The sequence below is a fragment of the Jejuia sp. G7-7 genome, assembly GCF_055808955.1.
In genome coordinates, this window is the sequence record NZ_JBVVSZ010000002.1 from 1,859,795 (window position 1) to 1,879,074 (window position 19,280).

Annotated in this window: 25 protein-coding genes and 1 pseudogene; 19 read left to right on the top strand and 7 right to left on the bottom strand. The window is 32.1% G+C overall.

The window, feature by feature from the left end; translation table 11 throughout:
* Positions 1–6 precede the first annotated feature (6 nt).
* Genes AC0L5U_RS18765 through AC0L5U_RS18780 form a run of 4 tightly spaced genes read left to right on the top strand, consistent with a single transcriptional unit; the run spans position 7 to position 2,399 of the window.
* A complete protein-coding gene (locus AC0L5U_RS18765; RefSeq protein ID WP_473417957.1) occupies positions 7–1,392 on the top strand; it encodes an MATE family efflux transporter in 1,386 nt (461 codons plus the stop codon).
* 20 nt (positions 1,393–1,412) lie between these two features.
* Positions 1,413–1,550 carry a hypothetical protein gene (locus tag AC0L5U_RS18770; protein WP_473417959.1) on the top strand — a complete coding sequence of 46 codons (138 nt, stop codon included), beginning with the start codon at positions 1,413–1,415 and terminating at the stop codon, positions 1,548–1,550.
* A 40-nt stretch (positions 1,551–1,590) separates the two neighbouring features.
* Positions 1,591–1,818 carry a hypothetical protein gene (locus AC0L5U_RS18775; RefSeq protein ID WP_473417960.1) on the top strand — a complete coding sequence of 76 codons (228 nt, stop codon included), beginning with the start codon at positions 1,591–1,593 and terminating at the stop codon, positions 1,816–1,818.
* A gap of 11 nt (positions 1,819–1,829) precedes the next feature.
* On the top strand, positions 1,830–2,399 hold the full coding sequence (locus tag AC0L5U_RS18780) for a phosphatase PAP2 family protein (RefSeq protein ID WP_473417961.1): 570 nt from the start codon (positions 1,830–1,832) through the stop codon (positions 2,397–2,399).
* A 322-nt stretch (positions 2,400–2,721) separates the two neighbouring features.
* Here the strand turns inward: AC0L5U_RS18780 and meaB are convergent, their stop codons facing one another.
* Both meaB and AC0L5U_RS18790 read right to left on the bottom strand, forming a co-directional pair.
* Positions 2,722–3,735 carry a methylmalonyl Co-A mutase-associated GTPase MeaB gene (gene meaB, locus AC0L5U_RS18785; RefSeq protein ID WP_473418334.1) on the bottom strand — a complete coding sequence of 338 codons (1,014 nt, stop codon included), beginning with the start codon at positions 3,733–3,735 and terminating at the stop codon, positions 2,722–2,724.
* A gap of 110 nt (positions 3,736–3,845) precedes the next feature.
* Positions 3,846–4,400 (bottom strand): DUF2911 domain-containing protein, encoded by a 555-nt coding sequence (locus AC0L5U_RS18790; RefSeq protein WP_473417962.1) that lies wholly within the window; start codon positions 4,398–4,400, stop codon positions 3,846–3,848.
* A 371-nt stretch (positions 4,401–4,771) separates the two neighbouring features.
* On the opposite strand from AC0L5U_RS18790, the gene AC0L5U_RS18795 reads away from it, so the two are divergent.
* The 7 genes from AC0L5U_RS18795 (at position 4,772) to AC0L5U_RS18825 (ending at position 9,545) form a co-directional block, all read left to right on the top strand.
* Positions 4,772–5,323, top strand: coding sequence for an RNA polymerase sigma factor (locus AC0L5U_RS18795; RefSeq protein ID WP_473417963.1), 552 nt, complete (start codon positions 4,772–4,774; stop codon positions 5,321–5,323).
* Entirely contained in the window at positions 5,307–5,876 is a 570-nt protein-coding gene (locus tag AC0L5U_RS18800) for a hypothetical protein (protein ID WP_473417964.1), read from the top strand. The genes AC0L5U_RS18795 and AC0L5U_RS18800 overlap by 17 nt, the downstream gene beginning before the upstream one ends.
* 11 nt (positions 5,877–5,887) lie before the next feature.
* A complete protein-coding gene (locus AC0L5U_RS18805; RefSeq protein ID WP_473417965.1) occupies positions 5,888–6,718 on the top strand; it encodes a hypothetical protein in 831 nt (276 codons plus the stop codon).
* Positions 6,673–6,924, top strand: coding sequence for a hypothetical protein (locus AC0L5U_RS18810; RefSeq protein WP_473417966.1), 252 nt, complete (start codon positions 6,673–6,675; stop codon positions 6,922–6,924). Before AC0L5U_RS18805 ends, AC0L5U_RS18810 begins: the two co-directional genes overlap by 46 nt.
* Before the next feature lies 1 nt (position 6,925).
* Complete coding sequence (locus tag AC0L5U_RS18815; protein WP_473417967.1) at positions 6,926–7,483, top strand: hypothetical protein; 558 nt, start codon at positions 6,926–6,928, stop codon at positions 7,481–7,483.
* A gap of 32 nt (positions 7,484–7,515) precedes the next feature.
* Entirely contained in the window at positions 7,516–8,208 is a 693-nt protein-coding gene (locus AC0L5U_RS18820; protein WP_473417968.1) for a peptidoglycan DD-metalloendopeptidase family protein, read from the top strand.
* Positions 8,209–9,068: 860 nt separating this feature from the next.
* Positions 9,069–9,545: an Hsp20/alpha crystallin family protein gene (locus tag AC0L5U_RS18825; RefSeq protein ID WP_473417969.1), complete on the top strand. Its 477-nt coding sequence runs from the start codon at positions 9,069–9,071 to the stop codon at positions 9,543–9,545.
* 44 nt (positions 9,546–9,589) lie between these two features.
* On the opposite strand, the pseudogene AC0L5U_RS18830 reads toward AC0L5U_RS18825, so the two are convergent.
* Positions 9,590–10,359, bottom strand: a pseudogene (locus AC0L5U_RS18830) (NYN domain-containing protein).
* Between the two features lie 279 nt (positions 10,360–10,638).
* Here AC0L5U_RS18830 and AC0L5U_RS18835 point away from each other — a divergent pair.
* Positions 10,639–11,367: an energy transducer TonB gene (locus tag AC0L5U_RS18835; RefSeq protein WP_473417970.1), complete on the top strand. Its 729-nt coding sequence runs from the start codon at positions 10,639–10,641 to the stop codon at positions 11,365–11,367.
* A gap of 107 nt (positions 11,368–11,474) precedes the next feature.
* Here AC0L5U_RS18835 and AC0L5U_RS18840 read toward each other — a convergent pair whose 3' ends face one another.
* Entirely contained in the window at positions 11,475–12,065 is a 591-nt protein-coding gene (locus AC0L5U_RS18840) for a phosphatase PAP2 family protein (RefSeq protein WP_473417971.1), read from the bottom strand.
* A 161-nt stretch (positions 12,066–12,226) separates the two neighbouring features.
* On the opposite strand from AC0L5U_RS18840, the gene AC0L5U_RS18845 reads away from it, so the two are divergent.
* From AC0L5U_RS18845 to AC0L5U_RS18875, 7 genes are all read left to right on the top strand, one after another.
* Complete coding sequence (locus tag AC0L5U_RS18845) at positions 12,227–12,652, top strand: DUF2141 domain-containing protein (RefSeq protein ID WP_473417972.1); 426 nt, start codon at positions 12,227–12,229, stop codon at positions 12,650–12,652.
* Positions 12,653–12,665: 13 nt separating this feature from the next.
* Entirely contained in the window at positions 12,666–13,289 is a 624-nt protein-coding gene (locus tag AC0L5U_RS18850; protein ID WP_473417973.1) for a hypothetical protein, read from the top strand.
* Between the two features lie 17 nt (positions 13,290–13,306).
* Positions 13,307–13,525: a hypothetical protein gene (locus tag AC0L5U_RS18855; protein ID WP_473417974.1), complete on the top strand. Its 219-nt coding sequence runs from the start codon at positions 13,307–13,309 to the stop codon at positions 13,523–13,525.
* The gene (locus tag AC0L5U_RS18860; protein ID WP_473417975.1) at positions 13,489–14,646 is read left to right on the top strand and encodes a histidine kinase; all 1,158 of its coding nucleotides are present in this window, start codon (positions 13,489–13,491) and stop codon (positions 14,644–14,646) included. The genes AC0L5U_RS18855 and AC0L5U_RS18860 overlap by 37 nt, the downstream gene beginning before the upstream one ends.
* Positions 14,624–14,962, top strand: a complete 339-nt coding sequence (locus AC0L5U_RS18865) for a 2TM domain-containing protein (protein ID WP_473417976.1) — start codon at positions 14,624–14,626, stop codon at positions 14,960–14,962. Before AC0L5U_RS18860 ends, AC0L5U_RS18865 begins: the two co-directional genes overlap by 23 nt.
* Before the next feature lie 11 nt (positions 14,963–14,973).
* On the top strand, positions 14,974–15,303 hold the full coding sequence (locus tag AC0L5U_RS18870; protein ID WP_473417977.1) for a 2TM domain-containing protein: 330 nt from the start codon (positions 14,974–14,976) through the stop codon (positions 15,301–15,303).
* Positions 15,304–15,477: 174 nt separating this feature from the next.
* Entirely contained in the window at positions 15,478–16,233 is a 756-nt protein-coding gene (locus AC0L5U_RS18875; RefSeq protein ID WP_473417978.1) for a LytR/AlgR family response regulator transcription factor, read from the top strand.
* Between the two features lie 11 nt (positions 16,234–16,244).
* Here the strand turns inward: AC0L5U_RS18875 and AC0L5U_RS18880 are convergent, their stop codons facing one another.
* The 3 genes from AC0L5U_RS18880 to AC0L5U_RS18890 all read right to left on the bottom strand — a co-directional run bounded on the left by AC0L5U_RS18880 (position 16,245) and on the right by AC0L5U_RS18890 (position 19,242).
* Entirely contained in the window at positions 16,245–16,736 is a 492-nt protein-coding gene (locus tag AC0L5U_RS18880) for a hypothetical protein (RefSeq protein ID WP_473417979.1), read from the bottom strand.
* 281 nt (positions 16,737–17,017) lie between these two features.
* Positions 17,018–18,007, bottom strand: coding sequence for a UDP-3-O-(3-hydroxymyristoyl)glucosamine N-acyltransferase (gene lpxD, locus AC0L5U_RS18885; RefSeq protein WP_473417980.1), 990 nt, complete (start codon positions 18,005–18,007; stop codon positions 17,018–17,020).
* 62 nt (positions 18,008–18,069) lie between these two features.
* On the bottom strand, positions 18,070–19,242 hold the full coding sequence (locus tag AC0L5U_RS18890; protein ID WP_473417981.1) for an LETM1-related biofilm-associated protein: 1,173 nt from the start codon (positions 19,240–19,242) through the stop codon (positions 18,070–18,072).
* Positions 19,243–19,280 lie beyond the last annotated feature (38 nt).

Here is a 19,280-nt window from a genome sequence, read left to right on the forward strand (position 1 = left end):
TGCCGAATGCAATTAAAGCAATACACAAAAGAGTTTAAATACAATTGGCAACTTGCCTCGCCTGTGATGTTGGGGATGCTAGGACATACTTTTGTGAGTTTTGTAGATAATATTATGGTGGGACAATTAGGTACTGCCGAATTAGCTGCTGTATCCTTAGGAAATAGTTTTATGTTCATTGCAATGTCTCTAGGAATCGGGTTTTCAACAGCCATTACACCTCTAATTGCTGAAACAGATGCAGAAGGTGATTTTGATAAAGGAAAATCCTATTTTAAGCATGGTTTATTTTTATGCACCGTTTTAGGTGTTCTATTATTTTTATTAGTGCTTTTGGCAAAACCGCTCATGTATTTGATGAAGCAGCCTGATGAGGTTGTTGCATTAGCGATACCATATTTAGATTTAGTAGCAATTTCATTAATTCCGTTGATTATTTTTCAAGGTTTTAAGCAATTCAGCGATGGGTTATCTATGACTAAATATCCTATGTATGCTACACTAATTGGTAATATTGTGAATATCGTTTTAAACTACATTCTCATTTTTGGAAAGTTTGGAATGCCAGAATTAGGTATTGTTGGAGCAGCTTATGGTACGTTGGCTTCTAGAGTAATAATGGTAGTTTATTTATGGTTTTTGTTAAAAGGCAAAGCGAAGTCTAAAAACTACGTTACTGATATAAAATTCTTTGTGTTAGAAAAATTGATGCTAAATAAAATATTCAACTTAGGAGTACCAAGTGCACTACAAATGTTTTTTGAAGTTGCCATTTTTACTGCTGCTATTTGGTTGAGTGGATTGCTAGGTAAAAACCCTCAGGCAGCAAATCAAATCGCCTTGAATTTAGGATCTATGACGTTTATGGTTGCTATGGGATTAAGCGTTGCTGCTATGATTCGTGTTGGTAACCAAAAAGGATTGAAACAATATTTTGAATTGCGACGAATTGCATTTTCAATATTTCTTTTCGGAATAATTTTGGCAGTTGGATTTGCAATATTATTTTTAGTATTTCACAATCAGTTACCAAAACTATATCTAGATTATAATGATGTGGAAAATGCCATAGATAATAGAGAAGTTCTAGAAATAGCATCTAAATTATTATTGATAGCTGCCGTATTTCAAATAAGTGATAGTATACAAGTAGTTATGTTAGGCGCTCTAAGAGGCTTACAAGATGTGAAAATTCCAATGGTATTAGTATTTATTGCCTATTGGGTTGTTGGTTTTCCTATTTGTTGGTTTCTCGGAAAAGAAAATGTTTATGGAAGTGTGGGTATATGGCTAGGCTTACTGGCTGGTTTAACTACTGCTTCAATTTTATTGTATATTCGATTTAATTATTTGACTAAAAAACTGATTTTAAAAAAGTTAAAAGTGAGCTAAAGTGCCTAAAGTATTTAAAGTTGAAATACAGTTATACTAATAAAGATTTTGCTATAGAAGTTATAAATCAATTTAAGAAAGAAGCTAAAGAACTTTTAGCCATTTTTACATCAATAGCAAATAAATCTAAAATTTTAAATACTCTTTTTAACTTGTAACTTTAGACACTTATAACTTTAAATACTTAAAACTAATAAAATGAGCTTACCAAAATTTATATTAGGCGATAATACCGAACATCCTAACGCCATATTTGTAATTCATACTGAATTTCCAAGGTTTATAATTAATCTTGAAAATGATGAAGTTGAATGGTTTGAAGATTTTGATGCTGAAGACCAAAAAGAATTGGAAACCGAAACTGAAAATGCAATAAAATCAGCAACAGACTTCTACGATAGTGAAATTGCTAAATATGACGACTAATCTTTTTATTTATGATTGATCAATTACTGCAATACGATACAGAGTTATTTTTATTCCTTAATAATTTGGGTTCTGAACCATGGGATAATTTATGGCTGATAATTACTCATAAACTCACATTTATTCCGCTTTATGCTATTTTATTGTTTTTGTTGTACAAGAAATTTGGAGCTAAATCACTTCTGGTTTTTGTAATTGTTGTGGCTTTAATGATAACATTTACTGATCAAATCACAAATGTTTTCAAAAGAGGGTTTGAAAGACCAAGACCATGTGGAGCAGAAGGGGTTAAAGACTATGCGAGAATGGTTGCAGGCTATTGTGGTAAATATGGATTTTTCTCTGGACATTCTTCTAATTCTATGGCAGCAGCGGTTTTCGCTGGTTTAGCATTACGTTCTCAGTATAAAAACTTGATTTTTATTTTATTGCTTTGGAGTGCTATTGTTGCCTACAGCAGAATATATGTTGGGGTACATTATCCTTTAGATATTGTTTGTGGTATGACCTTTGGAGCTATGTCAGGGTTTCTGTTTTATAAATTGTCGCAGTATCTTTTGAAGATGTTTATGAGAGAGTAGGTGAATCCAGTCTAAATAAATATTCTCCAAATACTAAAAATAGAAAAAACTAAAGCTATTAGTGAAGTTAATCCAGCAATAATGGATAATTTCCTTAAAGCTGTTTTAGTACAACATATCAATGAAATTATAAGGCCTATTAAGGGAATAATTCCTAAATAATGCTTGTAGCCATATTTTAGAAATTCTAGTAATCCAAAGTATACTCTGTTTTTTCCAGTTGACCTTAAGTAGTCAGTATAAATTACATATTGTATTATTATTAAAATAACTAAGGAAATACTACTCAAAAGTATTGTTAAGTATAGAAGTTTCTTTTTGGTCATAACTTTAAAATAAACTCCGCAGCAGCAAAAGGCGTCGTCTTATTATTTTCAACCAATTTCAACTGTTTTTCTAATGTTTTTTTTATTTCAGAACGATTAAAAAAATCAGATTTTAAGCGTTCTTCAATAGTTTGTATGAGCCAAAATTTATTTTGTTCATTGCGTTTTATAGTGAAGTAATTATTTGATGTGGTTAATTCAATATACTCTAAAATTACTTGCCATATATCTGTGATACCTTCATTATTCAAGGCGCTACATAAGGTTACTTTTGGATTCCAGCCCGATGCTTTTTTAGGATACAAATGCAATGCTCTGTTAAATTCTATTTTTGCCAATTTTGCTGCTTTTTGATTGTCACCATCGGCTTTGTTGATGGCAATGGCGTCTGCCATTTCAATGATACCTCGTTTTATGCCTTGTAGTTCGTCGCCAGCGCCAGCTAGTTTTAATAGTAAAAAGAAATCTACCATGCTATGTACTGCGGTTTCATTTTGTCCAACGCCAACTGTTTCTATGATAATCACATCAAAACCAGCAGCTTCGCATAGTATAATGCTTTCTCTAGTTTTTCGAGCAACTCCACCCAAAGAACTGCCTGAAGCAGACGGACGGATATAAGCGTTTTCATCTTTTACCAAAGATTCCATTCGGGTTTTGTCGCCTAAAATACTACCTTTTGTTAGTGTACTACTTGGGTCTATGGCTAATACTGCAACGCGTTTCCCGAGGTTGGTTAGGTACTTTCCAAATACTTCTATAAATGTGCTTTTACCAACTCCGGGTACGCCAGTAATACCAATACGGATAGAATTATTGGCATGCGGTAAGCATTGTTTTAAAATGGTATTGGCTTGTTTAGAATGTTTTGGATTGACACTTTCAACTAAGGTTATGGCTTGACTTAAATCGCTTATATTTTTATTTAAAATACCTTTTACGAGTTGTTCTGCGCTGGGTTTCGTATTACGTTTGGATTTAAAATTTGAAATTGAAGCGGTATTGATAATTTCTGTGTTAGAAACACCTTTTGCGTTTTTTAAAGCAGTCTTTTTTTATTAGTCACAACGTTAAAGAATGTATCTCTAATATACTATTTAAATTTTTCTATACTAAAAAACTATTTCAACGGCACTCTAATACGCACATCGTCCCAAGCCATGGTCATAAATAAATTATCTGTAGAGTTATCAAAAGCTATTGTAAACTGTTCTACTGTTGTATTCAGGTTTTCAACTTGTGCACTATAATTTATAGCATCAAAAGCTGGTTCTCGTAGTGGTTGTAATGTTTTATGATCTACACCCCAAGGGTATTGTTTTTTATTGAAAATTACTGTCCATGCTGTGTCGTTTGGGATGGTCCAAAGCGTATATTTTCCAGCTTGTAACGAGTCGTTTCCTATTTTAAGCGCTTTGTTGGTTTCGAATGTGGTGGCTTCGTTGGCACCTGTTCGCCATACTTCGTCATAAGGCACTAAGGCTCCAAATACTTGTCTGTCTCTTTTTGAGGGGCGATTGTAAAATACGTTTAGTTTTAAATCGTCTACTTTAAAGGCTACGTTTTTCTTTGGACTTTTTCGTTTTTGGAGTCCGTCGTTTAAATAGGAGTACACAAAAATGAATGCTGCTGCCAGAAATAAAATAAATATAATGCGCTTTAAAAAGGTGTTCATGTAGGAGAGATTTCTTTTAGGTATAAATATACTTGATGTCTTTTAACTGATGAAATAGTAACGTGAATTTATTTAGCTTTGTTGTGTGGAGGGGTACTAATGAATAGGAAAGAAGATGGAAGAAGATGGAAAATAGATGATCAATAAAGTTTAGACTGAAACTGACAATTGCGGACTTGTCCGCGTTAAGGATAGTAGTGGAAAGCCCAAAGCCCGACGTAGGAGGTGCGAGGACTTGTAGCGGATAGCCTGACCCCTTGAGGGTAACGCCCAAATATTTAAAAATTTTAGAGAAAAATATATTTTTTTGCAACACTCTGATTTTTTTGTCGTCTTTTAAATGAACCAATCAAAAACCAAAGGCATAAAGCATGTTTCAAGTTGACATTATTGAACAATGTAAACAAAACAACAGGAAGGCGCAAATGCAGTTATACAACCAATACTGCAACGGGATGTATATTGTGGCGAAACGTTTTTTGAAAGATGCTAATGATGCTGAGGATGTGGTACAGGAGGCTTTTATCAAAGCTTTTTCCAAACTACATCAATACAAAGCAGAAGTAACTTTTGGGGCTTGGTTAAAACGCATTGTGGTTAATAAAAGTATCGACTTTCTGAAATCAAAAAAACAACAGTTAGTAGAATTAGAAGAGGTGCACCTAAAAGTGGTTGATACTTCACATAACGACAAATGGTTGGTAGATGATGCAATTACGGTACATGATGTTAAGAAGGCAATTAATCGGTTGCCCGAAAAGTATCAATATGTAGTAATGCTTTATTTAATTGAGGGATATGACCATCAAGAGATTTCTGAGATTTTGGATATTTCGCAGGTAGCATCTAGAACTCAATTATCTAGAGGAAAAGTAAAATTACAAGAACTGTTAATACAACAAAACAATGGCACAGGATATTAGAGATTTATTTAAAAATGAAGAGTTGAAACATGAGGATATGCCTAAAAACCATGAGGCGCGCTTTTTGGAGAAGTTAGAAGAAGCGCTGCCTGAAACTAAAAATTCATCAAAATTTAGTTGGTTGCATATTGCTGCGAGTGTTGTGTTGTTTATTGGTTTGGGTTTTGGAGCACATTCATTATTTCAACCTGAAAAACCAGTTGGAGAAGTTGTAGCCGAAGTAAAAACCAAAACCTTGGGAGATGTGTCTCCAGACTTGAAAAAAGTTGAGGATTATTACTTGGCAAGCATAAATTTAGAATTGTCTAAAATAAAGCCTACCGTAGAAACTAAAGCTGTTTTTGATGGGTATTTAGAACAGCTAGATGCGCTTAATAAAGAGTATAAGCGTTTGTCTTTAGAATTAACTGAAGATGGTCCAACAGAATTGACAGTTAGTGCATTAATTGATAATTTGAAATTTCGATTAGACCTTTTGTATCGCTTAAAAAATCAATTAAAAACGTTGAATGTTTCGGATAATTTAACTGAAGAAGCATTACAAACATCTTAAAAAATCAAAAAATGAACACAAAAATTATAAAACTGAAATTACTTGTACTGAGCTTTTTTGCAGTCGCAATGCTTGGAGCGCAAGAGAAACAAACCAAGGTTTCGAAAACCATTAAAGTGGATAAAAATGTAACCATCGACTTAAATACTAGCCATTGTAATATTGTTTTTGATACTTGGAATAAAAGTGAAGTGCAAATAGAAGCTTTTATTGAAAGTGATGAATTGTCTAAAGAAGAATTAGAACAGGCCATTAAAAATTGGAAATTAGATATTGAAGGTTCTGAAGATTTAGTCACTATTAAAACTGCTGGGAATCATACACCAAGTTTGTGGATTACTGAGAGTCATGACCATTATGGAGAAGAGGTTAAAAAAGTGCTTAAAGAACTTAAGTTTGAATTGGCAGATTTACCAGAACTAGATTTTGATACCAATATCCATATTTTAGAAATGCCTGAGGCTCCAGAAGTACCTGAACTTCCTGAGTTACCAGAGCTACCAGAATTACCAAAAGGTGTAAAAAGTGTGTCTTTTGATTATGCAGCTTACCAAAAAGATGGCGATAAGTATTTGGAAAAATGGGCAGAAGAGTTTGAGTCTACTTATGGCAAAGACTATGCAAAAAAATGGAAGCTTGGGGTGAGAAATTTGGAGAAGAATGGGGCGAGAAGTTTGGAAAAGACATGGAAAAATGGGGTGAGAAGTTCGGAGAAGAATGGGGCGAAAAGTATGCTGAAAAAATGGAGGTTTGGGGAGAGCGTTATGCAGCACAGATGGAACGCCGTGCAGAACTTATGGAAAAGCGTGCAGAGCGTATTGAAGAGCGTCATAAGGAAATAGAAAAAGCACACAAGGAAATAGAAAAAACACACAAAAAGCGAGCAGAAGCTATGGAGAAGGTGGCAGAGCAACGTGCTAAAATAGCTGAAAAACGAGCGAAAATTGCAGAGCAACGTGCAAAAAGTGTTAAGGCGAAAAGTCTTTTTGACGATACATCATCTGGTAAAAAACAAGCACACACATTTAAAAAAGACCATTATTATTAAAATGCCAAAAAAGGCAAAAATTAAGGTTAATGTAAGGCATGGAGAGCTAGAATTTGCATCGGTTGTGGATGATGTTCAGGCAGATTTATCGCATACAATATTTAAAGCAGAGAGCATTAATGGAAGTCAAACTTCCATTAGTGCTGCTTATGCACCAGTTTATGTGTCTAATTGGAATTTGGGAGAACTAAACTTAAATCATGTTAAACAAGCCGAATTGAAAACAGTAAAGCACGTGGTGCTGAATTGTAATTCGTCTAACGTTAAAATAAACAACGTGGTTAGCAGCGCAATTATAGATAGTAATATTGGGGATGTTAAAATTTTGAAAGTAGACGATACGTTTACAAACTTGAATTTTATTTTTCAAAACAATAAAGCTTACATTGTAATGCCTGATGTAAATTATAATATAAATTATAAAGGGACGCATTCTTACATGGTACATCCTAATAATACGAGTGGAAAAAAAGATGTCAGTTCTTTTTCTATGAGTAATACAGAAAGTAACAAAACGGTAACTGTAAATGCAAAATACAGTAAAGTAATTATAGAGTAATTGCTTAGCTTTGGGGAAATCTATCGTAAAGAATGACCTCAAGCAAATTTAAAGACTTCTTAAAAAGCATCAGTTCTAAACCACTTCACGTTTTAGATGCTAGTATTCCCAAATCGAAATATATACCTTTAGATTTATCTGAAAATAATTCAGAACTTTTAAGCATAGATACCTCTTCTTCAACAGAATTTTCAAAATATATTAATACTTATTTAAATAAACATAACGCCTTTGTTGCTTATGGTGGTTACAATGAAGTGCGCACTATTTATAACCGAAGTACTCATTTTAATGATAAAACATCAGAAAAACGTAACATTCATCTGGGATTGGATTTATGGTGTGATGCTTGTACAGCTATTTACACACCTTTTGATGCCGTAGTACATAGTTTTAAAAACAATACCAATTATGGCGATTATGGGCCAGCTATAATTTTGAAACATATTATTTCTGGAGTTGAATTTTATACACTCTACGGGCATTTAAGTTTGCATTCTATTGAAAATTTAAAAGTAGGGCAGCACTTTAAACAAGGTGAGCAAATTGCAACTTTAGGAGATGCGAGTGTAAATGGTGATTATCCGCCGCATTTACATTTTCAGATTATAAAAGATGTGCAAGGAAATTTTGGTGATTATCCTGGGGTTTGTAGTAAAACTAATTTGGAGTTTTATTTGGGGAATTGTTTTGATGCTGGGGGTTTGTTGGGGTTGGAGAGTTAGAGGTTTTGTTTGACGTTTTGGGATTGATTAGTACTGGATGAATCTTTATTGTAATTTACTCCAATACTATCTAGAAATGAAATTATTATGGGAGTTTGTTCTTTATGAATTTTCGTTATATGATCTTTAGTATTTATTGTGTATTTTATTTGTTGACTATTTAGGTTAATCTGTTCAATTTCACTCCAACGATAGTTTGGATCCAAAAAATTTATCTGAAGAATTCCAGTTTTATCTATAATGTATCCATCAAAACCATCATAAAAAATAAAACTGGATAAAATAAGATAGCAAGGGAAAATAATTCCTATTGCATTAATATTACTTAATCTAGCTATAAAAATTATATAGCTCATTAATAAGATAGTTGCAACTATCCAAATTATTTTAAATATACCACCATTTATTAACCTCCTGTGAATTACAAATACAAGAGATTTGTTTTTCTCTTTTTCTTAATACTTCTATATAAGTAAACCAATAAACTTAGATCCAAGAATATTGGAATTAGAATTATTATAGAACTCTTTGCTTTAAACAAGTAAATTAAATAAAAGGAAACTAAAAATGCAGAAAAACGGATAAGTGGTATAAATTTGATTTGTTTCATTATTTCTCATATTTCGAGTATATGAAATCATTTCATATCCAACATTACCCAAAAATAGAAGAAATTTTTCACAAAACAAACTTATTCATTCCCGAAAATTTGTCATAAATCTTAACAATAAAAATGTCAATATTTCAGAATTATGTTAAAAAATAATTAAAAAAATATGTCATAATTAAAGTCGTCGGGTTTGGTATTTAATTTGTTTATATGTTGTTGAAATATAAATGTTTAACTAAAATTTTTTATTATGAGTAATTTAGCAACATTGCCAAAAAATGGAAGTTTAGCAAACAAAAATACGTTATCGAACTTCCCATCATTAACAAATTGGTTTGATGATTTTTCAATGGGAGAATTTCCATCGTTATTTAATTCGAATTTCAATACAGGTATTACATTGCCCAAAGTAAATATCAAAGAAGTGGCAGATGCCTTTATTGTAGAAATGGCAGTTCCTGGTTTAAAGAAAACCGATTTCAATATTAATTTAGAGAATAACACTTTGTTTATTTCGGCAGAATTAAAAAACGAAAGTGAAGAAAAAGAAGGGGGTTATACACGAAGAGAATTTGGGTATTCTTCTTTTAAACGCACGTTTACATTACCAGAAACTGTTGAGGATTCTAAAATTAACGCGAGTTATACAGATGGTATTTTAAAGGTGCATCTTCCAAAGAAAGAAGAAGCAAAACAAAAACCTCCTAGATCTATTAAAATTTCTTAATTAAAAAAGGCTGTTTGAAATAATATTTTAAACAGCCTTTTTATTTATTTCTTTCGTCCTTTAGAACGCTTATTTTCCTTATTCTTAATATAAATATGCTTGTATCTTGGGTTGTTAGGGGCATCACGTTGTTCTATTTCAAACCTGTCTATAGATTTTAATAATGGTGTTAACTTAGGGAATCCGTAATTTCTAGAATCAAAATTGGGACTTTTTTCTGTATTAAACTACCAACATCTCCTAAGAATGCCCAACCATCTTCATCTGATAAATCAGAAATAGATGATTGAATTAAACTAATTTCTTTTCTAGTTATTTTATCAACAGATTGCTTTTCTGTTTTCTTGTCGTCATCATCTTCATTGTCATCTTTCTCATCAGTTCTACTCCTTAGAATTTCAATATAAATAAACTTATCGCATGCAACAATAAATGGGTTTGGTGTTTTCTTTTCCCCAATACCAATCACTTGCATTCGGGCTTCTCTAAGTCTAGTTGCTAATCGTGTAAAATCGCTATCACTAGAAACAATACAAAAGCCTTCAACTTTTCCAGAATATAAAATATCCATGGCATCAATAATCATTGCGGAGTCTGTGGCATTTTTTCCAACGGTATAGCCATATTGCTGAATAGGTGTAATGGCATTTTCTAAAAGCACATTTTTCCATTTATTAAGGTGCGGTTTCGTCCAATCTCCATAAATACGTTTTACAGTTGGGTTGCCATATTTGGCAATTTCTTCCATCATTTCCTTTATATAGGCCGAAGGAATGTTATCTCCATCGATTAAAACAGCAAAGTTTAAATTCATAACTAGTATTTAAAATAAGCATCTAAGTTAGGGGATAGTTAACCTAGAACCAAACTTAGAGCAATTTTGTTTAAAAATGAGAATATGATAAAACTGAAAGCTTATTGTTTCTCATATTTGTGAATGTGTAATTTTAAGTATTGAATATTGAAAATATGATAAAAATCATAGTTGTTTTTTAGTGTTTTAGGTAGTTTTAAAGTAATAAAATGAAGGTAAAAAATAGCAAAGTAAAAATTGCTGTTTTTAAGGGTATTGCTAACATTAAAATTTATAATCATGATACCTAAAAAGAACCCAGAACTAGAGGTTGGCCGGAATAGCAGCCTTTATTTCGCTATCGGACTCAATGTTATGCTATTTTTATCATGGCAAGGCATAGAGTATAAAACTTATGAACAGGAAGAAATAACAAGAGATATTGTTGTGATGGAAACTGAAATTGATGAAGAAATTCCTTTAGTTACCATAAATACACCACCTCCGCCACCACCTCCTGTAGTAATGCAAGTATCTGTACAAATAGTTGAGGACACAGAAGAGGTTGAGGAAACTATTTTTGAAAGCACCGAGAGTAGTCAAGAAGATTTTATTGCTGACAAAGTAATTAGAGTAGAGGATATTAGCGTAGGAGAGGTAGAGGAAGATGTAGAAGTACCTTTTGCTATTATTGAGGATGTGCCCTTATTTCCTGGTTGCGAAAAAGTTAAAAAATCTCAGCGAAGAGCATGTTTTCAAAAAATGATAAATAATCATGTTGCTAAAAACTTTAATTATCCAGAAGTCGCTTTAGATTTGGGCATAAGAGGACGGGTTTTTGTGATTTTTGTAATAGATCCTAAAGGGAAAATAACTAAAATTAGAACTCGCGGACCAGATAAAATTCTTGAAGATGAAGCACGTAGAATAGTAAGCTTATTACCAAAAATGACACCAGGGAAACAACGTGGAAAACCAGTAAATGTCCCATTTAGTCTGCCAATTAATTTTAAAATGGCGGAACAGTAACTGAATTTTATAAATTTTATTTGGGTTAGTATTTATTATAATGTTTGAATGGTTAAAGTCGCTTTTTTTTAAGGCGTCTTTAACCTTTTTATGTTTAATTATGATATTTAAAACGTATACTTCAAACCTATAACATAAGTGTTGTTTCCAGTTGAAAGCCCAATATCTAAAATTCTATCCTTATAGGGTTTTGTGAAAATATAAGTAGTTCCTATTCCAACTGTGGCACCGGCTAGTACATCCCAGATATCATGCCAGTCATTTGGGCCTTCCATTCTACTTACTCCAACAATTGCAGCTAAAACATAAGCGTATTTACCATATTTCCAACCGTAGCGTCGTTGTATAAAAGATGCTCCAGAAAACGCTGATGTTGTATGTCCAGAAGGGAAAGCATCAAATAAATTTCTACCTTCAGGACGTTCCTTTTTTATGATTTTTTTTAATGAATGCGTAACAATAAAACTTGAGCTATATGAGAGGACAAATTGTTTAGTGCCTTCCCAATCTCCTTTTATAATAGTTGTTAATCCAGCTCCAACTGGTAAAGCAATTTGTAAAATATCGCCAGTATCTTCTAGTATAAACTCCCATTTTTCATGCATAAGGTCGTCTGGTTCGGGAGCTTGCGCTTTACATAAAGTAATTGATAAGCAGATAATGAAAAAGAATACTTTATTAATTATATTTTTTCTCATAAAGTTAGTTATTGGTTAGTTGTACAAGTTTAAAAGTGTAAACTTATTGTTAGTTTCTTGTAAAGTTACAATTCAGATGTCAATTTTTACAGTTCGGTAAGTATCATTTTAAAAACTGTACTTCTACGGGATATTTGTAGCATAATTAAAAACAAAAAATCATGCAACATTTTATCAAAATTATCTGCCTTTTAATTTTAAGTACATCTTTTGCTATTGCTCAAGACAATTCTGAAAATGACGTTATCGTAAATATTTCGAATTTAGAAAGTAACGATGGGAAAGTATATGTAGCACTTTACAACTCAGAAGGAGCTTTTTTAAATAAAGGCTTTAAAGCAAACTTTACTAAAATTGAAAATAATAGCTGTAAAATAGTTTTTAAGAATATACCTAACGGTGTATATGCTGTATCAATGTTCCATGATGAAAATGATAATAACAAAATGGATACAGGCGTATTCGGAATTCCTAAGGAGGATTATGGTTGTTCTAATAACGCTAGAGGTTTTATGGGGCCACCAAAATGGGAAGATGCAAAATTTACAATCAATAACGAATCAGTAACACAAAACATAAAACTTTAAAAATTAACACATCATGAAACATCTCATCATTATCGCAACACTTTTAGTTTCAGTAGTAACAACTGCTCAAACTAATTACGAAAAAGGAATGCAAAAAGCATTTGAATTATGGAGCAGTAATAAGCCCACAGAAGCTGCAAATATGTTTGAACGTATAGCATCTGCAGAGCCAGATAATTGGTTGCCGCCATATTGGGCTGCTCAAATTAATATTGTAACTAGTTTTGGAGAGCAAGACAAAGATAAGTTGGCTGCTAAATTAAAGAAAGGACAAGATTTATTGAATGATGCTACAGCAATTTCAAAAAACAATCCAGAAATTATGGTAATGCAGGCTATGTTGCATACAGCGTGGATAGCATCAGATGGGGCTACATATGGTATGACTTTATCTCCTAAAGTAGTAGAACTATACGCAAAAGCTGAAATTATTGCACCAAAAAATCCAAGAGTTGTAGCATCAAAAGCAGAGTGGAATATTGGAAGTGCTAAATATTTTGGACAAGATACTACAGCATTTTGTAAAGATTTAGAGCGTGCCTTAGAACTTTTTGCTAATTTTAAAGCAGAAACACAGTTTCATCCTAATTGGGGGAAAGACCGTGTGGAAGGTTTATTAAAGTCTTGTAAAAAGTAAAAATTTAAATATTAGATATGTCAAAATTGGTTAAAAATATCATCATCACTTTTATTATTGGCTGCATAGTATATGTAATTGGTAATTTTATGTCTGGCGGATTCGATTATAAAGACAGTAGTGAATTTTTAACCGATTTTATCTTTTATCAACTGTATGCCTTTGTGCTTGGTTTTACAAACATGTATTTTTTGGTTATATGGAGCGTTTCAACTGGAATAGAAATAATCCGTTAAAACGTATCATAGTCGGCGTAATTGGTTCTACAGTTATCACGTTAATAGGCTTGTTTACTCTTCGAGCTATTACTTATGTGTTTTATGTTGGGAAAACTTTTGAAGAGTTTTTAGACTATGAAAAATTAGAATATTACAAATTCGGTTTATGGGTTACCCTAACCATTGTTGCCATTTTTCATGTTATTTATTTCTATAATAAATATCAGCAAAACCGTATTAAAGAACAAAAAGTAATTGCAGGAACAGCAAGTGCAAAATTTGATGCTTTAAAAAATCAATTAGATCCGCATTTTCTCTTCAATAGTTTAAATGTGTTAACGAGTTTAATTGAGGAAAATCCACAACAAGCACAGAAATTTACAACCTCACTCTCTAAAGTATACCGCTATGTTTTAGAGCAAAAAAATAAAGAATTAGTTACTGTAGATGAAGAATTACAATTCGCAAAAACCTATATGTCTTTATTAAAAATGCGATTTGAAGACAGTATCATTTTTACAATGCCAGAGCAAGCCATAAACCCAGAAAGTAAAGTAGTGCCGCTTTCTTTGCAGTTGCTTTTGGAAAATGCCGTAAAACACAATATGGTAACCTCAAGTAAACCATTACACATTACAATTTACGAAGATGGAGGCTATCTAGTAGTAGAAAATAATTTGCAACCCAAACAAATTGTAAAAAAGAGTAGTGGTGTAGGTTTAAGTAATATTATGCAGCGCTATAACTTGTTAACTAATAGAAAAATAGACATTAAAAAAGAAGCAAAACGTTTTGCAGTTGCAATACCAATGCTTACCAAACAAATATCAGTCATGAGAACAGAACAGTCAATATCGCAATTAGATGATAGTTACATGCGAGCATTAAACCATGTAGACGAACTTAAAGGATTTTATTACAGCGTTATATCGTATTGTCTAGTCATTCCTTTTTTAATATTTATCAATTATAAAACCTCTTGGAGTTTCCAATGGTTTTGGTTTCCAATGTTTGGATGGGGTATAGGTTTAGCAATTCATGCCTTTAAGGTTTTTGTAAATGATGGTGCTTTTGGTAGAAGTTGGGAAAAGCGTAAAATGGAAGAGTTTATGAAAAATGAAGAAAATAATTGGGACTAAAAATATGAAAACCATGGAAAGATTAACAGATTCTGAGACCAATAAAAAGGCAGCAAGAGCGCGTAAACGTATCGAAAATATAAAAGGCTTTTACCAACACCTACTTGCATATTGTTTGTTTACTCCATTTACAATTTTTATTAACTATAAAACCTATTGGGACTATAAATGGTTTTGGTTTCCAATTTTAGGATGGGGTTTAGGAGTAGGTATTCATGCTTTTACAGTTTTTGTTCACAAAGGTACCTTCGGGCGCGAATGGGAAAAGCGCAAAATTGAAGAATTGATGAAAAAAGAACAAAACAACTGGGACTAAAAATTAGAACAATGAAAAATAATAAATTAGAGCCATATCAAAATAAAGATTACCAAAAAGAGCAAGCATATGTACGTGCAAAAAAACGAGTAAAAGAGCTTAAAGGCTTTTACTGGCATGCGTTTTGGTATGTTGCTGTAAATATTTTTATTGTGTCTATGGTTGTGTCAAATGGTGGAAATCTATTGCATTTCGGAACGTATTCAACCGCCCTTTTCTGGGGTATCGGTTTAGGATTTCATGCGATAGGTGTGTTTGGTAAAAACCTCATTTTTAGCAAAACATGGGAAGAAAAGAAAATTAAACAATACATGGATAACGATAAAAAACAATGGAAGTAATGTTAATTTGGGCGTTACCTTCGCAAAGCTACGGTTGGGCTTTCGGGAGTCGCTCCCTCCTGCGTCGGGGAGCTTCAATAAATCCCTCAATCCCTAACGTGGGCAAGCCTTTAAAAAACAGTAATCAATTTTAAGCAAGTGCTTATTAACTAACAACCAATCAAAAGTCAAAACATGAACGTAATTATTATAGAAGACGAAAAACCATCTGCAAGACGCCTACAACGTATGCTTCAAAATTTAGATTTGAATGCAGAAGTCATGCTGCATTCTGTAGAAGAATCTTTAGAGTGGTTTCAAAATCATGCACACCCAGATTTAATATTTTTAGATATACAATTAAGCGATGGCTTATCATTTCAAATATTTGAAACCATCGATATTAAGTCGGCCGTAATTTTTACAACCGCGTATGATGAATATGCACTACAAGCTTTTAAGCTTAATAGTATAGATTATTTATTAAAACCTATCGATGAAGACGATTTAGCAATAGCCGTAAAGAAATATCAAGAACGTGCTCCAAAACAGCAAACCGTATCCTTAGATTTTGATGATATTAAAAAACTACTTGTAAATCCTATAGATAGAACATTTAAAAAACGTTTTTCAGTAAAAGTAGGGCAACATTTAAAACTCATCAATATAGATGATATTGAATGTTTCTATAGCGAAAATAAAGGCACATACTTGCATACTACAGATGGTAGAAACTATTTAATAGATAATACTTTAGAGCATCTAGAAGATGAGTTAGAACCACAAACCTTTTTCCGAATTAACCGTAAATTCTTTGTTAATATAAATGCTATAAAAGATATGGTAAGTTATACCAATTCTAGATTGCAAATAAAACTAAACTCCTATAACGAACAGGATGTAATTGTAGCCAGAGAGCGGGTAAAGGATTTTAAAATGTGGTTAGAATAAATTTTAGTTAATTATTCGCTAACATTATAATTTATTAAGCTAGAACATTCATTAGTTTCTTGTGTTTTGTAGTAGTAAATAGCCTTGTTGTTACCCTCAATAGTGATTGAGTAAGTATTATCACAATAGAAAGAAATATGTCTAGTTTGCGTAAGTTTATCGTTTATAGTATCATCTTGTATATAATCAAAATAGTAATTGCCATTTTCTAATTTTCCCCATGTTCCTTTTGCAACTTCTACATTTGCGTAACGATCTATAAAAGTTCCATCATCTTTAAATTCTAATATTATTTTAGAATTCTCTCTTTTGTTTTGAAACCATTTATCTACATAAGTCCATTCTGTTCCTGTCCATTCATCAATTACTGATTCTAAATTTTCGTCAAGATATAATTCCCATACACCTAGAATTTTTGATTCAAGAGGAGCTTCATTTAACGCATCTCTTTCACAGTTCATAAATGTTAATGCAAATATTGTCAGTAATAATAAATTTTTCATGCAATTGTTTTTACTTGTTTGATATAAAACAATTATGTTTTTAAATATCCTGAAAATATAGCTATTATTTTATTGAAGAATAGAAATACAGTTTTGTTGAAAGGCAACTTGTTAATTCTGTTTTCATCAAAAGTAGATGGTACAATTTAGGAATAAATTTAACTACTAAAGGCTGTAAAAGAGTGTTTTCTAGAAGTAAAAATGTCTAGCGCCAAATAGAGTTTTTATGGTGTGCTTAAGTTAGATAACATCATATAAAAAGACTTAAGAATAAACTATTATTACTTTACCAATTTTCGTATCGCTACCCATTGCTTCAACATATCTCTAGCATCTTGCGCTGGATAACCTAAAACCGTTTGACCAGCCTTAACAGTATTCATCACTCCAGAACCTGCACCAACAGTAGCGCCAGATTCAATAGTAGTGTGATCTTTTATAGATGCAGAACCACCAATAATGACCCCGTCACCTAAGATTACAGAACCAGCTAGACCACTATGTCCAGCCATAATACAAGAGCGTCCCATAATACAGTTATGAGCTATTTGCACCAAATTATCTATTTTACAACCATCTCCAATAATAGTGCTACTAAATTTAGCACGATCAACACAGGAATTTGCACCAATTTCAACATGATGTCCAATAATAACATTTCCAATTTGAGGGATTTTTGTTAAACCTCTTCCATCATCACTTGGTCTATATCCAAAGCCATCAGCACCAATACTAACATTGGTATGAAAAATACAATGGCTTCCAATAATACAACGTTCTCTAATTACGGTTCCAGACCAAGCTATGGTGTTATCTCCAATTGTTGTTTCATCAAAAACGCAAACATTTGGATATAAAATAACACCGTTTCCTAAAGTTACATTTTTACCAACATAACAATTTGCCCCTATTTTACAACCGCTGCCAATTATAGCTGTTTCATGAATTACGGCTGTTGAGTGTATTTCGCTCTCAAATTCTGGTGCTGGCGGATTGAATAATTCTAATATTTTAGCCATAGCTAAATCGGCATTCTTAACTTTTATTAGTGCTCGATTTTCATCTGGTTCTATAGTTAAGTTATCGTTTACCAAAGCAGCACAAGCTTTTGAGTCTGCCCAAAGTTTAATGTATTTACTACTTCCTATAAATGTGATATGTTGTATTTCAGCATTTTGAAGTTGCTCTGGACCTTCAATTAATTGTGTTGTATTGCCAATTAATTCACCTTTTAAGAGGTTATTAATGTCTTGGATAGTGTACGATGTCATGTGGTGGTTTTGTGGTTAGTGTAATTGTAAAACTACAGGAAATAAATTGAAAACAAATACGCTTAGTCTTTTATTCTATTTTCATCAAAAGCAGATGGTAACAGTTTAGGGATAAATTTAACTACTAAAGGTAGTAAAAGAGCACCACCAGGGAGTAAAAATATAGCAAGACTCGGTATTGATTTAAAAATATCTAATAATTGTTCTTGTACTTTATGTTGCTCTTCTTTGCTTAAATCTCTATGAGTAGATTGAGAGAGTAAAACCATTAATTCCTTGCTATCTTTTAATTCCTGATATAAGCGTTTACTATTTCTAGTAATCAATTTTTTTACCATTTTACTAGAGTTATTGTAAAAACTCTGAACAATGTTTTTAGAACTTAAAAGAGCAATACTATCTTTGTTTATAGTATAGAAAAGATTTACCGTTTTAATAGATTGTTGTGTTCTAGAAATACTTAATTCTAAATCTTTTCCAAGCTTTTCTAGAAAATGCTGTTCATCTACATCGATCATTTGGTCACTCCATGTAGCCATACAGGCTAAATCTAGAACATAATATTTTTCTTGTGCACTAGTAATACCCCTAATTGCCTTTTTATAATTTAAATTGGTGTTTTCATTAAATCGTAATGAGGATTGAAATAATTTTATCAAACTTTCATCATACTGATTTTTCTCTTCTTTGGAATTCAATACATCCAGAGAGATAGCAACTATGGAGGCTTCTAATTTCTTTATATAATCAATCGAAAAAGAGGCACGTTTTAAATATTCTTGATATGCCAATACATCTACATAAAGTAATGCATTTATAATAAAATAATTGAAATTTTTGGTAAGTACATTTGCATCAATTTGGATACGTTTGCGAATAATATTCTCTAGTTGTTCTCCAGATTTTTTACCACCTAATAAATCCTTAAAAAAGGAAGTTTTTATTTCATTAATCTCTGTATAAAAGTTTATAACGCTATCAATAAAAGGTGTGTTACATTTTGATTTTTTGTGTGTATAATAGAAAGCTAAACACAAATTCACCTTACAAACCTCTTCTTCAGTTAAATCTTTGTTTTGAAATATTTGTAAAACTACTTCTTGGTTACTCCCATAAACAAAGCCACAACTCCTTAGGGCGTCATAAAACTCCTCTTCGTTAAAATCAAGAAAGCGGTTGTTTGAAGCAATTTCGCTTAACAGTTTTTTAATCCAACCGGTTGATGATGGGTTCATATCTTTTTATCAGGGTTCAGCAAAAGTAATCTTTTAGC

Coding starts and splice junctions, on each gene's coding strand:
- AC0L5U_RS18775 (WP_473417960.1), top strand. CDS start 1,591: ATGAGCTTACCAAAATTTATATTAGGCGATAATACCGAACATCCTAAC.
- lpxD (WP_473417980.1), bottom strand. CDS start 18,007: ATGACATCGTACACTATCCAAGACATTAATAACCTCTTAAAAGGTGAA.
- AC0L5U_RS18890 (WP_473417981.1), bottom strand. CDS start 19,242: ATGAACCCATCATCAACCGGTTGGATTAAAAAACTGTTAAGCGAAATT.
- AC0L5U_RS18880 (WP_473417979.1), bottom strand. CDS start 16,736: ATGAAAAATTTATTATTACTGACAATATTTGCATTAACATTTATGAAC.
- AC0L5U_RS18805 (WP_473417965.1), top strand. CDS start 5,888: ATGAACACAAAAATTATAAAACTGAAATTACTTGTACTGAGCTTTTTT.
- AC0L5U_RS18855 (WP_473417974.1), top strand. CDS start 13,307: ATGTCAAAATTGGTTAAAAATATCATCATCACTTTTATTATTGGCTGC.
- AC0L5U_RS18860 (WP_473417975.1), top strand. CDS start 13,489: ATGGAGCGTTTCAACTGGAATAGAAATAATCCGTTAAAACGTATCATA.
- AC0L5U_RS18835 (WP_473417970.1), top strand. CDS start 10,639: ATGATACCTAAAAAGAACCCAGAACTAGAGGTTGGCCGGAATAGCAGC.
- AC0L5U_RS18865 (WP_473417976.1), top strand. CDS start 14,624: ATGAAGAAAATAATTGGGACTAAAAATATGAAAACCATGGAAAGATTA.
- AC0L5U_RS18790 (WP_473417962.1), bottom strand. CDS start 4,400: ATGAACACCTTTTTAAAGCGCATTATATTTATTTTATTTCTGGCAGCA.
- AC0L5U_RS18800 (WP_473417964.1), top strand. CDS start 5,307: ATGGCACAGGATATTAGAGATTTATTTAAAAATGAAGAGTTGAAACAT.
- AC0L5U_RS18815 (WP_473417967.1), top strand. CDS start 6,926: ATGCCAAAAAAGGCAAAAATTAAGGTTAATGTAAGGCATGGAGAGCTA.
- AC0L5U_RS18795 (WP_473417963.1), top strand. CDS start 4,772: ATGTTTCAAGTTGACATTATTGAACAATGTAAACAAAACAACAGGAAG.
- AC0L5U_RS18870 (WP_473417977.1), top strand. CDS start 14,974: ATGAAAAATAATAAATTAGAGCCATATCAAAATAAAGATTACCAAAAA.
- AC0L5U_RS18850 (WP_473417973.1), top strand. CDS start 12,666: ATGAAACATCTCATCATTATCGCAACACTTTTAGTTTCAGTAGTAACA.
- AC0L5U_RS18765 (WP_473417957.1), top strand. CDS start 7: ATGCAATTAAAGCAATACACAAAAGAGTTTAAATACAATTGGCAACTT.
- AC0L5U_RS18825 (WP_473417969.1), top strand. CDS start 9,069: ATGAGTAATTTAGCAACATTGCCAAAAAATGGAAGTTTAGCAAACAAA.
- AC0L5U_RS18780 (WP_473417961.1), top strand. CDS start 1,830: ATGATTGATCAATTACTGCAATACGATACAGAGTTATTTTTATTCCTT.
- AC0L5U_RS18845 (WP_473417972.1), top strand. CDS start 12,227: ATGCAACATTTTATCAAAATTATCTGCCTTTTAATTTTAAGTACATCT.
- AC0L5U_RS18810 (WP_473417966.1), top strand. CDS start 6,673: ATGGAAAAGCGTGCAGAGCGTATTGAAGAGCGTCATAAGGAAATAGAA.
- AC0L5U_RS18840 (WP_473417971.1), bottom strand. CDS start 12,065: ATGAGAAAAAATATAATTAATAAAGTATTCTTTTTCATTATCTGCTTA.
- AC0L5U_RS18820 (WP_473417968.1), top strand. CDS start 7,516: ATGACCTCAAGCAAATTTAAAGACTTCTTAAAAAGCATCAGTTCTAAA.
- AC0L5U_RS18875 (WP_473417978.1), top strand. CDS start 15,478: ATGAACGTAATTATTATAGAAGACGAAAAACCATCTGCAAGACGCCTA.